This window comes from Nocardia sp. NPDC046473 (assembly GCF_040645995.1).
Lineage (GTDB): Bacteria > Actinomycetota > Actinomycetes > Mycobacteriales > Mycobacteriaceae > Nocardia.
This window is the reverse complement of record NZ_JBEYZJ010000014.1, coordinates 12302-26933: the sequence shown is the minus strand read 5'-3', so window position 1 is coordinate 26933 and position 14632 is coordinate 12302. Positions and strand designations below refer to the sequence as shown.

General features: G+C 66.6%; 12 protein-coding genes and 2 tRNA genes. 12 read left to right on the top strand and 2 right to left on the bottom strand.

Annotation, left to right across the window (positions count from 1 at the left end; all coding sequences use genetic code 11):
• Window positions 1-82: 82 nt before the first annotated feature.
• The 4 genes from ABZ942_RS40390 (at window position 83) to ABZ942_RS40375 (ending at window position 4520) form a co-directional block, all read left to right on the top strand.
• Window positions 83-715, top strand: coding sequence for a nucleoside deaminase (locus ABZ942_RS40390; RefSeq protein ID WP_357391548.1), 633 nt, complete (start codon window positions 83-85; stop codon window positions 713-715).
• Window positions 716-764: 49 nt separating this feature from the next.
• Window positions 765-1568 (top strand): mycolate reductase, encoded by an 804-nt coding sequence (gene cmrA / locus ABZ942_RS40385; RefSeq protein WP_357391547.1) that lies wholly within the window; start codon window positions 765-767, stop codon window positions 1566-1568.
• Between the two features lie 153 nt (window positions 1569-1721).
• On the top strand, window positions 1722-3065 hold the full coding sequence (gene lysA, locus ABZ942_RS40380; RefSeq protein ID WP_357391546.1) for a diaminopimelate decarboxylase: 1344 nt from the start codon (window positions 1722-1724) through the stop codon (window positions 3063-3065).
• 186 nt (window positions 3066-3251) lie between these two features.
• Window positions 3252-4520 carry a diaminopimelate decarboxylase gene (locus tag ABZ942_RS40375; protein WP_357391545.1) on the top strand — a complete coding sequence of 423 codons (1269 nt, stop codon included), beginning with the start codon at window positions 3252-3254 and terminating at the stop codon, window positions 4518-4520.
• 81 nt (window positions 4521-4601) lie between these two features.
• Here ABZ942_RS40375 and ABZ942_RS40370 read toward each other — a convergent pair whose 3' ends face one another.
• The gene (locus ABZ942_RS40370) at window positions 4602-6383 is read right to left on the bottom strand and encodes a helicase HerA-like domain-containing protein (RefSeq protein WP_357391544.1); all 1782 of its coding nucleotides are present in this window, start codon (window positions 6381-6383) and stop codon (window positions 4602-4604) included.
• 189 nt (window positions 6384-6572) lie between these two features.
• On the opposite strand from ABZ942_RS40370, the gene orn reads away from it, so the two are divergent.
• The 4 genes from orn (at window position 6573) to ABZ942_RS40350 (ending at window position 8410) form a co-directional block, all read left to right on the top strand.
• Window positions 6573-7223 (top strand): oligoribonuclease, encoded by a 651-nt coding sequence (gene orn / locus ABZ942_RS40365; protein ID WP_357391543.1) that lies wholly within the window; start codon window positions 6573-6575, stop codon window positions 7221-7223.
• A 55-nt stretch (window positions 7224-7278) separates the two neighbouring features.
• Window positions 7279-7351, top strand: a tRNA-His gene (locus tag ABZ942_RS40360).
• Between the two features lie 265 nt (window positions 7352-7616).
• Window positions 7617-8024, top strand: a complete 408-nt coding sequence (locus ABZ942_RS40355; protein WP_357391542.1) for a hypothetical protein — start codon at window positions 7617-7619, stop codon at window positions 8022-8024.
• A gap of 146 nt (window positions 8025-8170) precedes the next feature.
• A complete protein-coding gene (locus ABZ942_RS40350; RefSeq protein ID WP_357391541.1) occupies window positions 8171-8410 on the top strand; it encodes a hypothetical protein in 240 nt (79 codons plus the stop codon).
• Between the two features lie 55 nt (window positions 8411-8465).
• On the opposite strand, the gene ABZ942_RS40345 is transcribed toward ABZ942_RS40350, so the two are convergent.
• The gene (locus tag ABZ942_RS40345; RefSeq protein WP_357391540.1) at window positions 8466-9680 is read right to left on the bottom strand and encodes an Ig-like domain-containing protein; all 1215 of its coding nucleotides are present in this window, start codon (window positions 9678-9680) and stop codon (window positions 8466-8468) included.
• A 305-nt stretch (window positions 9681-9985) separates the two neighbouring features.
• On the opposite strand from ABZ942_RS40345, the gene ABZ942_RS40340 reads away from it, so the two are divergent.
• The 4 genes from ABZ942_RS40340 to ABZ942_RS40325 all read left to right on the top strand — a co-directional run bounded on the left by ABZ942_RS40340 (window position 9986) and on the right by ABZ942_RS40325 (window position 14529).
• Window positions 9986-10058: transfer RNA gene (locus tag ABZ942_RS40340), tRNA-Lys, on the top strand.
• A 332-nt stretch (window positions 10059-10390) separates the two neighbouring features.
• Window positions 10391-12523, top strand: a complete 2133-nt coding sequence (locus tag ABZ942_RS40335; protein ID WP_357391539.1) for an acyltransferase family protein — start codon at window positions 10391-10393, stop codon at window positions 12521-12523.
• 60 nt (window positions 12524-12583) lie between these two features.
• The gene (locus ABZ942_RS40330; protein ID WP_357391538.1) at window positions 12584-13135 is read left to right on the top strand and encodes a TerD family protein; all 552 of its coding nucleotides are present in this window, start codon (window positions 12584-12586) and stop codon (window positions 13133-13135) included.
• Window positions 13136-13329: 194 nt separating this feature from the next.
• Complete coding sequence (locus tag ABZ942_RS40325; RefSeq protein WP_357391537.1) at window positions 13330-14529, top strand: DUF418 domain-containing protein; 1200 nt, start codon at window positions 13330-13332, stop codon at window positions 14527-14529.
• Window positions 14530-14632 lie beyond the last annotated feature (103 nt).

The window sequence follows — 14632 nt, the reverse complement described above, 5'->3', positions numbered from 1 at the left end:
AGGGCGGCTCTCGGGCGATGCCAGCACCAATTCCCCCTCGTTCACTACGAAGGATTCGTGTGAGCGTGCCAGCATCGGTGTCGTGAGCGAATCCGCTGATCTGCTGGCGCTGGAGCTGCCGTGGCGGCTAGCTCTGGAGGAGGGGTGGGCGGCGTTCTGTGCGGGGAATCCGCCGGTGGGTGCAGCGATCACAGATAGTGACGGCGTGGTGGTAGCGCTGGGGCGCAGTAGGTTTCACGACCATTCGGGGCCGGTTGGCCAGTTGGCAGGCACCGCGTTGGCGCATGCGGAAGTGAATGCTTTGGCCCAGATCGCACCGGGTGACCATCGTGGTTGGACGCTGTGGAGTTCGCTGCAACCGTGCCCGCTGTGTGCTGCTGCCGCGATGACCGCCCAGTGTGGTGAGGTGCGTTTTCTGGCGGCGGATCCGATGTGGGCGGGTGCCGAGCGGCTCCCCGAACTCAACGCCGCGGTGAGCCTGCGTTGGCCCCATTTCGACGGGCCGCAGCCAGGATGGCCAGCGTGCTGGCAGACGGCGTTGTCAGTGGCCTATCAGACCGCGCGGGGACGCGGTGACAGCGATGCCGTCACTGCGCGCGAGCAGATGGCGCCCGGCGCTGCCCGGCTCGGGCGGGCGCTCGGCGGCGATGCGGACCGCCTCACCAACCTGGTGAAGCTGACGTTGTCCGCGGCCATCGGTGAACTGCTCGGCTAGAGCCACCTCGACTAGGGGTCGGCGGGGGTGGATCGCATAGGCTCCTGGCGTGAGCTTGCCCTCCCCTACTTCTGAGAATCGTGCGGTTGTTACCGGTGCCTCGTCTGGTATCGGGACTGCGCTGGCTGCTGAACTGGCCGCTCGTGGCTATTCGTTGATCCTGGTGGCGCGGCGGGGTGAGGTGCTCACCGAGTTGGCGCAGCGGTTGACGTTGGCGCATGGGATCGCGGCCGAGGTGCGGGCGGTGGATCTGGCGGACCGGGCGCAGCGTGGGGCGCTGGTGGAGGAGTTGTCGGCGCGCGATATCGCGATTTTGTGCAACAACGCGGGGATTGCCACGTTCGGGGCGGTCGCCGAGTTGGATCCGGGTTACGAGCGCTCCCAGATGGAGCTGAATGCTGTTGCGGTGCACGATCTTACGCTTGCGGTGCTGCCGGGGATGATTGCTCGCGGCGGTGGCGGCATCTTGATCAGCGGGTCGGCGGCGGGGAACATGCCGATTCCGAACAATGCCACGTATGCGGCCAGTAAGGCGTTCGCCAATACCTTCTCCGAATCGCTGCGCGGTGAGCTCAAGGGATCCGGCGTGCATGTCACGCTGCTCGCACCGGGCCCGGTACGCACGGATGTGCCGGATCCGGCCGACGCATCGATCGTGGACCGGCTGGTTCCCGACTTCATGTGGGTGTCCTCGGAGTACACCGCGAAGGTGTCCATCGACGCGCTGGCCCGCAACAAGATGCGGATCGTTCCCGGCCTGATCAGCAAGGGGATGAGCGTGGCGGGCCAGTACGGTCCGCGCGCGGTCACCGCGCCGATCGCGGGCGCCTTCTACAAGAAGCTCGGCGGGTAGGGAGACCCCCGTCACGACCAGGTCAGGGATCCGTCAAGATCGGGCTCTCGGTCGTCAAGCAGTCGTAAGCTGGACGTTTGCCCAAGAGGAAAGCGGCGTAGTCCTGACAGCGGCCCCGCATACGGAATAGCGGGGGCGCACACAGGAGACACCGTGACGCTGCTGGAAATCTTCCCGTCGCTGAAGTCGGGGATGCCCTCACGCCTCGACTCGGCCGTATGGCCGCGCGACACGCATTACGACGACGCGGGCCGGATCACGATCGGCGGGGTGGCACTGGCCGACATCGCAGATCAGTACGGCACTCCGACCTATGTCCTGGACGAGCGCGAAGTAAGGGAGCGCTGCCGGGCCTACCGCAAAGCTTTCCCCGAGGCCGAAATCATCTACGCGGGTAAGGCGTTGATGATCCGCGCGGTCGCCAACTGGGTTTCCCAGGAGGGACTGTCGGTGGACGTGTGCTCGTCCGGCGAACTGGCCATCGCGCTGGCCGCCGGCGTCTCCCCCCGCCGAATCATCATGCACGGCAACGGAAAATCGTTCGACGAACTGACCGCCGCGATCAAGGCCGGGGTCGGCCGGATCGTGGTCGACTCGCTGGCCGAGATCACACTGCTCTCCGCGTTGGTCACCGACTCGCAGAACGTCCTGCTGCGCCTGTCCCCCGGCATCGACGTGCACGGACATCCCGCGGTCCGCACCGGCGTCACCGATCAGAAGTTCGGCTTCCCGATCGGCGGTGACACCGCCGCGGAGGCGGTCGCGCGGATTCTGCGGCAACCGAAGCTGAACCTGATCGGCTTCCACTGCCACCTCGGCTCGCAGATCAGCGACCCGGACTACTACGGCGAGGCCGTGCGCCGGGTGATCGCCGAGATGGCGCGGGTCCGCCAGGACCACGGCCACCTGCTCACCGAGCTCGACCTCGGCGGCGGGCACGCGGTCGCCTACCGCACCGGCGACGCCGAGATGAACCTCGGCGAGCTCGCCGCCATCATCGAGGACGCCCTCGACGCGGCCTGCGCGCGCCAGCACTTCCCGCGCCCGAACATCTCGCTGGAGCCCGGGCGGGCCATCGTCGCGCACGCGGGCGTGACGCTGTACCGGGTGCTGTCGGTCAAGCACATCGAGGGTGGGCACACCTATGTCACCGTCGACGGCGGCATGAGCGACAACCCGCGCGTCGCGCTGTACGGCGCGCGCTACAGCGTTGTCGTGGCGAACCGGCACCCGACCTGCGCGAGCATGACCGCGACCGTGGCGGGCCGCTTCTGCGAGTCCGGCGACATCCTGGCCACCGACGTGCAGCTGCCGGTCGACCTGCGGCCCGGCGAGGTGCTCGCGATGCCGTGCACCGGCGCGTATCACCACAGCCTGGCCTCGTCCTACAACAGCGTCGGCCGCCCGCCGATCGTCGCGGTGTACCACGGGCAGTGCCGGGAGCTGGTGCGCCGGGAGACCGTCGCGGATCTGATGTGCCGCGACGTCGGCTGCTGAGCTGACCGACCCACCCCGGACCGCGCGGCATTCCCGGCCGCGCGGCCGGTGTGTCAGCGATTCGTCAAGATCAGGTCGGGGGTGGTCAATGTTGCGCTAAGCGCCCTTCCCGCGCCCGGTTCCGGGGCGTAGTTCTTGGTAGGCCCCGCAGATGGAGAAAACGGGGAGCGGATCAGGAGAGCACCCGTGACGCTTGTGGACTTCTTCGCGCCGATGCGGTCGGGCACGGCCGCGCACCTGGATTCCGCGGTATGGCCCTCCGATGCGCGATATGACGCCGAGGGCCGGATCGTCGTCGGCGGCGTCGCGCTGACCGACATCGCCGACACCTATGGCACCGCCGCGCGGGTGCTCGACGAGCGGGAGGTGCGACAGCGCTGCCGCGCGTATCGCAAGACCTTCCCCGAGGCCGAGATCGCCTACGCCGCAACGGCCTTGCTGGTCGGCGCGGTCGCCGACTGGATTACCAACGAGGGGCTCTCGGTGGTTGTCTGCTCGCCCGGCGAGCTGATCGCCGCGTTCGACGCGGGCGTCGACCCGAGGCGAATCATCCTGCACGCCAACGGTGTATCCCGCGAAACGCTGGCGATCGCGGTCGCCCGCAGGGTCGGCCGGATCGTGCTCGGCTCGCTCGCCGAGGTCGACCTGCTCGCCGCCGTCGCCGACCGGCCGCAGCGGGTGCTGTTGCGGGTTTCGCCCGGTATCGAACGGGACTCGGGGCAGGACAACCCCGTGGGCTTCCCGCTCGGCGACGCCACCGCCGCGGCCGTGGCGCAGGTACTCGGCACGCCGCTGCTCGATCTGATCGGCTTCCACTGCCACCTCGGCTCGCAGATCTACAACCCCGATCACTACGGTGAAGCGATCCGCCGAATGATCGCCGAGATGGCGCTGGTCCGGCACGACCACGACCGCATCCTGACCGATCTCGACCTCGGCGGCGGGCACGCGATCGCCTACCGCAACGGCGACGCCGAAATGAATCTCACCGAGCTGTCCGCCATCATCGAGGACGCCCTCGACGCGGCGTGCGCGCGGCAGCACTTCCCTCGACCGAACGTCGCGCTCGAACCGGGACGCGGGATCGTCGCGCGGGCCGGGGTCACCCTGTATCGGGTGCTGTCGGTCAAGTACAGCGACGGCGGACACGTCTCCGTCGTCATCGACAGCGAGACCCGCACCAGGACAGGCGATTTCGCGGGCATGGTGGTGGCGAACCGGCGGGCGAGCGGTCCGCTGGTGACCGCGACCGTCGCGGGGCGCGCGGGCGATGTCATCCTCGCCACCGACGCCCGGCTGCCCGCCGACCTGCGCACGGGCGAACTACTCGCCGTACCGTGCACCGGCGCCTACCAGCACGGATCCCCGCGCACCCGCGTCATCGCCGTCCGCGAGGGTCACTACGCGCAACTCGTGCGTCGCGAGCCCGACCTGCTCGACCGCGACGCGAGCTGACCACCGCCGCACGCCTTCTGATTTCCCGCACCTGGAATCGCGTGCGATTCCAGGTGCGGGAAATCGAGAAACGTGCGCCTGTCAGCGCTTCCGAGTGCCGAAGATGCTGCGGCTGATCTCACGCCCGGCGGCGGTCGCCGCGGAACGCAGGAAGCTCTTGACGGCGGGGTTCTTCATGATTCGCTCGGCGGTGGAGTCCTCTTCCTTCGGCGAGCGACCCGGAGCCGGGGCGGACTGCGGGCTCTGGTCTGCCGCAGCGACTTTCGCAGCCAGGATCTCGTAGGCCGATTCGCGATCGACGGTCTGGCCGTACTTGCTGTGCAGTGAGCTGGACAGTGCGCGCGACTTGATCGCGTCGTCGCCAATGGTGTCCATCAACGAGCGAGGCGGCTGAATCCTGGTCCACGCCACCGGAGTCGGCGCGCCCTTCTCCGAAAGTACCGTCACGACAGCCTCACCGGTGCCGAGCGAGGTGAGTGCCTTCTCCAGGTCGTAGGTACTGGTCTTGGGATAGGTGCGCACCGTCTTGGACAACGCCTTCTGATCGTCCGGGGTGAAGGCGCGCAGCGCGTGCTGAATGCGCGCACCCAGTTGAGACAGCACCTGATTCGGGATGTCGGTGGGCAGCTGGGTGCAGAAGAACACGCCGACCCCCTTGGAGCGGATCAGCTTGACGGTCTGCTCCACCTGATCCAGGAACGCCTTCGACGCGTCCGCGAACAGCAGGTGCGCCTCGTCGAAGATGAAGACCAGCTTGGGCTTGTCCACGTCGCCCACCTCGGGCAGCGTCTGGAACAGGTCGGCGAGCACCCACATCAGGAAGGTGGAGAACATCACCGGCCGGGCCGCCTGCGCGCCGAGCTCGAACAGCGTGATGACGCCCTGGCCGCCCGCGACGCGCACCAGATCGCTCGGATCCAGTTCCGGCTCACCGAAGAACGTGTCGCCGCCGTCGGCCTCCAGGTTCACCAGCGAGCGCAGGATGACGCCCGCGGTGGCCGCGGAGACGCCGCCGATGCCCTTCAGGTCCTCCTTACCCTCGGCGCTGGTGAGGTGCGTGATCACCGCGCGCAGGTCCTTGAGGTCGAGCAGCGCGAGGCCGTTCTTGTCTGCCCAGTGGAAGATCAGGCCGAGCGTGGATTCCTGAGTCTCGTTGAGCCCCAGCACCTTACTGAGCAGCACCGGGCCGAACGAGGTGATGGTGGCGCGGATCGGGACGCCGATGCCGTTGGTGCCGAGCGAGACGAATTCGGTCGGGAAGCCGGTCGGCTTCCAGTTCTCCGCGCCGGTCTCGGCGGCCCGCGCACTCAGCTTGTCGTTCTCCGCGCCCGGCTGCGACAGACCGGACAGGTCGCCCTTGATATCGGCGAGCACCACGGGAACGCCTGCGGCCGAAAGCTGTTCGGCGATGCCCTGCAGCGTCTTCGTCTTACCGGTGCCGGTCGCGCCGGCCACCAGGCCGTGCCGGTTCATGGTTCGCATCGGAATGCGCACGCGCGCAGCGGAATCCACCTCGCCGTCGACCACCACGGTGCCCAGCTCCAACGCCACCCCGTCGAACGCGTACCCGGCGGCGATCTCCTGCGCGGCGGCCGACCCCGCGCTCGGCTTGTCCGCCGCGTCGGCATCGGCCTTCTTCTGGTCGGCCTTACTCGCGGCTTCGGCGGCGGCAGCGGCGGTCTGGTCGGCCTTGGCCGCCGCGCTCTCGGCCTTCGCCTTCGCCTTCGTCCCGCTCGCACCCGCATCCTGTTCGGCGAGCTCGCGCTCCGCAGCTTCCGCGGCGGCCGCCGCCGCTGCCGCGACCTTCGCCGCCTCCTCGGCGGCCTTACGCGCCGCAGCCGCTTTCTCCTGGGGGCTAGTCATCGCACGTCCTCCGTCTGGGTCTGACTCGAACTGCTAACGCAGTGTTTGCTGTCGTACCGAAAACGCCTGTGCCGATCTGCAGAAACTGTATCCCCGCCCGCGCCGCTGGTGGGCTTGCGACCCAGCAAGAGGGCCGCAAACACGCCGTGCTGAAGGCGTGACCAAATAGACACAGCTAATGTTGCTGCCGTGTCGGATAAATACGTGGTGTGGATGGATTGTGAAATGACGGGCCTGCGCCTGGACAGCGACAAGCTGATCGAGGTGGCTGTGCTCGTCACCGACAGCGATCTCAACATCATGGGTGAGGGCGTCGACGTGGTCATCCACGCCGACGACGCGGCGCTGGCCGCGATGCCGCAGGTGGTCGTCGACATGCACGCGCGCTCCGGGCTGACCGAAGAGGTGCGCCGCTCCACCGTCACCATGGCCGAGGCCGAGCAGCAGGTGCTCGACTACATCAAGCAGTACGTACCGACTCCGGGCACGGTGCCGCTGGCCGGTAACTCGATCGCCACCGACCGCGGCTTCATCGCCCGCGACATGCCTGCGGTGGACACCCACCTGCACTACCGGATGATCGACGTGAGCTCGATCAAGGAGCTGTGCCGCCGCTGGTACCCGCGCATCTACTTCGGTCAGCCGGAGAAGGGCCTGGCCCACCGCGCGCTGGCCGACATCAAAGAATCCATCCGCGAGCTGGAGTACTACCGCCGCACCGCGTTCGTCGCGCCGCCCGGACCGTCCACCACCGAGATCGCCGCGGTCGCCGCCGAGATCGGCAACGCCGCGACACCCGCCGAATCGGCCCAGGTCAACGCCGCGTCGGAAACCGATTAGGGACTCGGCGGGGTAACACGCTAATATCGACGGCGCCGGTGTTCAGCCGGTGATGGTGACCGTAGTTCAGTTGGTAGAGCACCAGGTTGTGATCCTGGCTGTCGCGGGTTCGAGTCCCGTCGGTCACCCTGAGAGGCCCGGGTGGTGGAGAAATCCACCACCCGGGCTTTTTCATGTGCGCCGGGCGATACCTCCATGGCCGCATGAGACTCGCCATTCGAGGCAGGATCGTCCGCTGCGCAGCCCGAACCAGGTTTGATCCCATCTAGAACGTTCACGAGATCGAATACGCAATGGGCTGACCGAACCCGGTTGGCCGGGCTACTCGAGAATGGGGTTGCTATGCGGTGTGATCGCGCATGGATCGCTGCCGTTGCTTCGGCATTGGCGGCGATGAGCTGGGCCGCGACGGCTCCAACGGCATGGGCCGCCGACGGCGGGACCATCACAGTGGACCCGAAGATCACATGGGTCGTCGAGGAAGATGAGGTGGCGGGGTGGCAAATAACTGGCACAGCTTCATGTTCCGGCGACGGCGACGGGTACGTCTTGGCTGGGAACTACTACGAACACGATGGTGAGATAGAGGGCGTGCGAGGTGAGGTCAGCAACAAGTTCGCCTGCGACGATAAGCCACACGCGTGGAAGTCCAGGATGACGCAGGGGCCCTACAGTAAGGACAAGAAATTCAGCAAGGGCAAGACGAAGGTCGCCGCAAGGGTGTTCGACGCGGATAAGACGCCAGGTGCCACCTCAGGGATGGTGACCGTGGAGGTCCCCCCGGAGCCCGAGCCCGGATAGCCGAAGCCGGGCAACGACGGGGTCACAATGTGAAACACGCTACTTCCGATTGTCGGACGGATCGCCCGACCCGTCCGTGGACTCCGGCGCGTGGGCGGCGGCGCTGGGACACCGCCTCGGTTCGACCAGAGAGACAACAGGTCGTGATGCGTTCCGCGGTTATCCCAGTTTTCGTCGGCGCCACCCTCTTCACCGCAGCTACCGGGACCGCGACCGCGGGTATCGGGCTGCCGGACTCCGGTTCGGCCTCGAGCGGGTCGGCGGGCGGGCTCGGCGGCACCGGATCGGCGGGCAGTGGGTCCAGCGGCGAGCTGGCGTGTGTCGCGACCGGTAGCGCGACGGCCATCATCGGCGACGCGCATCTGGGCTGCAACATGCTCCCCTGAGCCAAGACGACGAACGGGCCACCAGTGCACACTGGTGGCCCGTTTCCGTTGTCGCTCAACGCGGGTCGGCGTTACCCGCCTTCCACTCCGGCCACGGGATGTTCCAGTCGCCCAAACCGTCTACGCCGGAAAGGGTTCCGCCGACGGTGTTCTTGACGATGGTGATGTCGCCGCGCTTGGCGTTCTGATAGACCCACAGCGCGTTGGCCGGGCTCAGATTCAGGCAACCGTGACTGGTGTTGCTGTACCCCTGCTGCCCGACCGACCACGGCGCGGAGTGAAAGAAGATGCCGCTGTAGGAGATTCGGGTGGCGTAGTCGACGGGCGTCTTGTATCCGGACGGTGAGTTCACCGGCACGCCATAGGTCGAGGAATCCATGATGATCTTGTCGAACCGGTCGCTCACGATGTAGACGCCGTTGTCGGTGGGCGTGCTGTCCTTGCCCATCGAGGTCGGCATGGTCCGCACCACCTGACCGTTCTGCTCGACGACCACCTCTTTGGTGTTGTCGTCGGCGGTGAAGACCATGGCGTCGCCGACGGTGAAAAACGACTGCAGATTGTCCTGGCCGAACAGTCCGTTGCCGAGATCACGGCCATACACGTTCACATCGATGGTGACCTTGGTCCCAGGCGCCCAGAAGTGCTCGGGGCGCCATCGCACCTCACGGTTGTTCACCCAGTAGAACGCGCCCTCCACCGGCGGCTCCGTAGTGATCTTGATCGCATCCTGGGCGGCTTGACGGTCGGGAATGGTCTCGTCGAACGAGATCGCGACCGGCTGGCCGATACCGACCACCTCACCCTCACCGGGCAACAGGTAGGGATGGGTCTGGCCGTTCGGCGAGCTGGTGGTGAAGTTCACCGTCGCCGAGCTCGCACCGCCGAGGCCGATCGCCTCCGCCTGTAGCCGATAGGCCTTGCCGTACCCGAGCACCTCGGTGTTCTCCCACGACTGCCCGTCGGCGGCCAGCCTGCCGCCCACCGGCTGGTTCTGCGCGTTCACCAGCGTGACGATGGTGAACTTGCCGTCCTCGACCCGGAACGTCAGCGGCAGGCCCGGCGAGACCCCCATCGCGCCATCCTTGATCGGGGACAACAACTTCGGCTTGATCAACTCCAACAGCGGGTTACGGTCGATGACGACCGACGACGTATCCGGCGTTTTCGACGACGAGCACCCCGACAAGGCCAGCGCGGCCACCGCGAACACGACAACAGGTCCGGTGATATGTCGGACCCACCGACACCGACCTCGACCAACGCTCATACCAACCCCGTTTCAAGTCCCGGCGCACCAGAAGCACACCGATGGCTTCGGATCCCGACCGCTTACCGCTCAACTCGCCGTACCTGCGGCGTGATCGAAACCACGTTCGGTCATTCTGCCAGCGCGAGGTGCTCGCACCAACGCGAATGCCGCGTCGACACAGACGTGTTACACGGGATAGATCCCAACTGCCGGGTTCGGCGTTAACACCCCGTCCGACACGCTCATCAGCGCCGGTCAGCAGGCGATTTCACAACTGCCGCCTCGGCCTGTTAAGGTTTGTCCCGCACCGGAACACGGAGCAAGCGCCATTAGCTCAATTGGCAGAGCAGCTGACTCTTAATCAGCGGGTTCGGGGTTCGAGTCCCTGATGGCGCACCTTTCCAAAGCCCTGGCAGTTCGATTGCCAGGGCTTTCATCATTTCAGCTGACCGACGCCGGTTCCGGTTCGGCGCGAAACACCGATCGCCTCACGCTCTCGTCGTAATCGTGAATCGTTGTGGTGGACAACTCAGTTCGTTCGGCGGCCGGACCGATCCGGATCAGCGTGACGGCGACCCCATTGCCAGCTATCTTGTTTGCCCTGACCGCGTTTTTACGGCATCTTTACAGGAGGTGCGCCGGGAAGTCTGGTCGGCAAACCCGGCTCGTGATCGCGGGTCGGGCGGCTGGTTGTGGGAGTTTCTGTTGCTTGGTTATGTGTGTTCGTGGTGGCGTGGTCGTTGATCGGTACCGAGCGCATCCACGAGACCGGGGCCGCACCCGACACTGACAAGGCTCAGCCTTCAGCGAGCGCGATCGACCGAGCCGGCAGCCTGTCGGTGCCGGAGTATCGGCATGATCTGGACGGGCTGCGTGGCATCGCCATCGCGTTGGTGGTGTTGTTCCACGTGTGGATGGGCCGGGTCTCCGGCGGCGTCGACGTGTTCCTGGTGTTGTCCGGGTTCTTCTTCACCGGCACGCTGCTGCGCCGCGGCGATGCGCTCGGCGCGATCGATGTCGCGCGGGTGGCGCGTCGAACCGCACGCAGGCTGCTGCCCGCGTTGACGGTGGTGCTCGCGGCGGTCGTCGTCGCGACGGTGGTGCTGCGGCCATATACCCAGTGGGGCGATATCGCCGATCAGACCGTGGCCTCGGCGCTGTACTACCAGAACTGGCAGCTCGCGTATGCCGGGCTGGACTATGCCGCGCCCGACCCGTCGGTGAGCCCGCTGCAGCACCTGTGGTCGATGGCGGTGCAGGGCCAGTTCTATCTCGCGATGACGGTCGTGCTGGCGATCTGGCTGTGGATGTATCGACGGACGTCGCGCACACGCCTTCCCCGCTTGGGTTTACTCGCGCTGCTGTGCGTCGTCGCAGCGATGTCGTTCTGGTATGCGATGAACGGCACGGCGGAGCACCAGGCGTGGACCTACTACGACAGCGGTGCTCGTGCTTGGGAACTGCTCGCCGGGGCGGCGCTCGCGGTGGCCGCGCCATGGATCTCGCTGCCCGGACGCCTGCGGGCCGCGCTGGCGATCCTCGGCCTCGCCGGTGTCCTCTCCTGCGGGCTGCTGATCGATGGCGGTACCCGATTCCCCGGAGCCGCGGCGCTGTTCCCGGTCGGCGCGGCGGCGGCGCTGATCGTCTCCGGCATGAACACCCCGTCCGCACGGCTACCGGTGGTGAACACGCTGCTCGCCACCCGGCCGCTCACCGAGCTCGGCAACCTGGGATACGCCCTGTATCTGTGGCATTGGCCGGTCCTGATCTTCTATCTCGCCGAATACGGCGAGCCGTCCCCCGGCCTCGAGGGCGGGCTGCTGGTGATCGTTGCCTCGCTCGTGCTGGCCTACGCGACGTGCCTGCTGATCGAAACACCACTGCGCGCCCGCACTGCGCCGACGCCCGTCGCGGGATGGCGACGCCGCGGCACCGGATCCGTCGTGGTGCTGCTCGGCGTCGGCGTGCTGATCGCGGCGTTCGGCTGGCAAGCCGTGCTGAAAGCCAACCCGGCCCGGCCGCCTGCGGCGCTGGATGCCGCCGAATATCCCGGCGCGGCGGTGCTCGCCGCCGCTGCGGGCAGCACGCCGGAGCGGATGCGGCCCACGGTTTTCGAGGGCTCGAAAGACGCGCCGCGACCGACCTTCGATGGCTGCATCACACCCGATCGGGAGCTGCGCAGCTGTGTCTACGGCGACGAATCCGCGTCCCGCACCATCGCGGTGGTGGGTGGATCGCATTCCGAGCACTGGTTGCCCGCGCTCGAAGTGCTGGCGAGCGAACGACACTTTCGTATTCTGACCTTCCTGAAGGAAGGCTGCCCACTCACTTTCTCCGACGAGCCGTCCTACGCTCGCGCACCGTTTCCCGAATGCCACGAGTGGTCCGAGGAAGTGCTGGACCGGCTGGCCGACGAGCGACCGGATTGGGTTTTCGTCACCGCCACCCGCCCGCGCACCGACAGCGGGGACAACGTGCCGCCGGAGTATCTCGATGTCTGGTCGGCCCTGTCGGACCGCGGCCTGAATACCCTCGCCATCCGCGACACACCGTGGCTGCGTCGCGACGGGGTCGCCTACCGCGCCGTCGATTGTCTTGCGCACCGCGGGTCGGCCGACAGCTGCGGCATGGACCGTACCGACGCGCTCGAACCCGACAACCCGGCCGAACCGCTCGCGGCCGCTTATCCGCAGGTCTATCCGCTAGATCTGAGCGACGCCGTCTGCCGCGCGGATCGGTGCCGCGTCGTCGAGGGCAACGTCCTGGTCTACCGCGACGAGCACCATCTCACCGCCAGCTATGCCCGCACGCTCGCGCCGGAACTCGGCCAGCAGATCGGCGCGGTGACGCAGTGGTGGTGACGAGCACGGCTCAGCGAGGCGGCAGCGAGGCCGCCGTCGTCCGGAAAGAGGGGGTACCCCATGTTCATCACGTTGCACGACGAGGGCGGCATCGCACTCGACTACGTCACCATGGCGCTGGGCTGGGATCCGGTCCGTGCCCGACGCTGGTTCGGCGCGCCCGGCAAGGACATTGACCTCAATGCCGCCGCGCTGCTGTTCGCCGACGATCAGATCGTCGACGTGGTCTACCACGAGCAGCTGATCTCCCGCGACGGCGCGGTGCGCCATCTCGGCGACAGCACCACCGGGGAAGGCAAGGGCGACAACGAGATCATCACCGTCGACTTGACCAGGTTGACGCCGCGGATCGACGCGGTGGTGTTCATCGTGACGTGCTACACGGGGCAAACCTTCGAACACATCGAGAACGCGTTCTGTCGCTTGATCGATAGCGTGACCGGAGTCGAGATCGCCCGCTACGACCTGAGCGGCGGCGGAGCACACACCGGCCTGGTGATGGGCAAGGTCTTCCAGACCGACGGGGTGTGGCAGTTCGCGTCGATCGGCGATGCTATCCGCGCGCAACATCCCGCCGAAGCGGTACCGCAGGTCCGAGCCTTGCTGGTCTGACCGCGTCTGCATCGACGGCCTCGAATTCACCGTGCGTCCAAGCGATCTCGCGCCGATCCCCACTGTTGATGTGCACTTGGCCGGCGTCGATCCGGGTACCGGGAGGATGGACGGTCTTGGTCGGCCGGATGTCAAACCTCGAGTGGTACTTTCGAAGGATCCGGCCCATGATCGGCTCCGGAATAGTCGGGCACATGACCGATTCGATCGCCACGGCAGGCTCTAGCACGGCCGACAGCCCACCGATTCACCCGACCAAGTCGCGGTTGGCGGCGCTGGATGTCCTGCGCGGTATCGCGATTCTTGGCACCCTCGGCACCAACATCTGGATCCTCACCAACCGCGAGGGGATGGTGGGCTACATCCACGAATTGCAACAGTCCCCGCACGGCTGGATATGGCTCGAGCGGGTGCTGCAGCAATTCGTCCAGGGCAAATACCTGGGGCTGCTCACCGTGATGTTCGGCATCGGACTGGCCATTCAGCAAGGTTCCGCACAGCGCGCCGGACGCCGCTGGCCAGGCAGCTACCCATGGCGCGCCGGTCTGCTGCTGCTCGATGGTCTGGTCAACTTCCTGTTCGTCGCGGAATACGATGTGCTGATGGGGTACGCGGTGACCGGCCTGGTTGTCGCCTTCATACTCGCGACAAGTGAACGGGCGCAACGGCGCTGGCTGATCGCTGCGGCAAGCATCCACTTCGCGCTGCTGACAGTGATGGCGCTCGGATCGATCTCCGGACAACATTCGGGTTCCTCGCCACACAAAGCTTTGGATCCGAATCCCTATGCGGACGGATCGTTCTGGGATCTCGTCGTCTTCCGGGTGCACAATCTCGGGACGTTCCGGTTCGAACCGCTGTTCGTGTTCCCGATGTCGATCGCGCTGTTTCTGACGGGCGCGCAGCTGTACCGGGCCGGCATATTCCGGCCCGAGGGCGCGCGTATCCGCAAGTGGCTCATGATCGTCGGCTTCGGTATCGCCGCACCGATCGACATGATCCTCGGGGTGCCCGGCAGCGGAAATATGTTCGTCTTCACCCGCTACGGCACCGCGTCGTTCGTCTCGTTCGGCATCCTCGCACTGGTGGCGCACTTCTATCTGCACCGTCCCGAGGTCGGGTTCGTCGGTCGCAGGCTCACCGAGGTCGGACGAACCGCGCTGAGCTGCTACATCCTGCAGAACCTGATCGCCTCGATCCTGTGCTACGGCTGGGGATTCGGGCTCGCCACGCGGGTATCGGGTGATGCCGTCATCCCGTTCACGGTCGGCATCTACCTGCTGACCGCGCTGATCATCGTCACCATCGCCCACCTGTGGCTGCGCCGGTTCGAGCGCGGTCCGGTCGAATGGCTGTGGAACCTCAGCTATCGCGCACTGGCTCGCGAGCGCTGACAGGTGACCGTAAACTGTTCGCGGACATAGCGTTCCGCCCTTCATTCGCTGGGGCCGGTAGGGGTTGAGGGCACCGGCCCCGTTGGCAAAGAATCAACATCGA

Coding starts and splice junctions, on each gene's coding strand:
- ABZ942_RS40355 (WP_357391542.1), top strand. CDS start 7,617: ATGAGCTGGGCCGCGACGGCTCCAACGGCATGGGCCGCCGACGGCGGG.
- ABZ942_RS40350 (WP_357391541.1), top strand. CDS start 8,171: ATGCGTTCCGCGGTTATCCCAGTTTTCGTCGGCGCCACCCTCTTCACC.
- ABZ942_RS40345 (WP_357391540.1), bottom strand. CDS start 9,680: ATGAGCGTTGGTCGAGGTCGGTGTCGGTGGGTCCGACATATCACCGGA.
- ABZ942_RS40330 (WP_357391538.1), top strand. CDS start 12,584: ATGTTCATCACGTTGCACGACGAGGGCGGCATCGCACTCGACTACGTC.
- ABZ942_RS40325 (WP_357391537.1), top strand. CDS start 13,330: ATGACCGATTCGATCGCCACGGCAGGCTCTAGCACGGCCGACAGCCCA.
- ABZ942_RS40370 (WP_357391544.1), bottom strand. CDS start 6,383: ATGACTAGCCCCCAGGAGAAAGCGGCTGCGGCGCGTAAGGCCGCCGAG.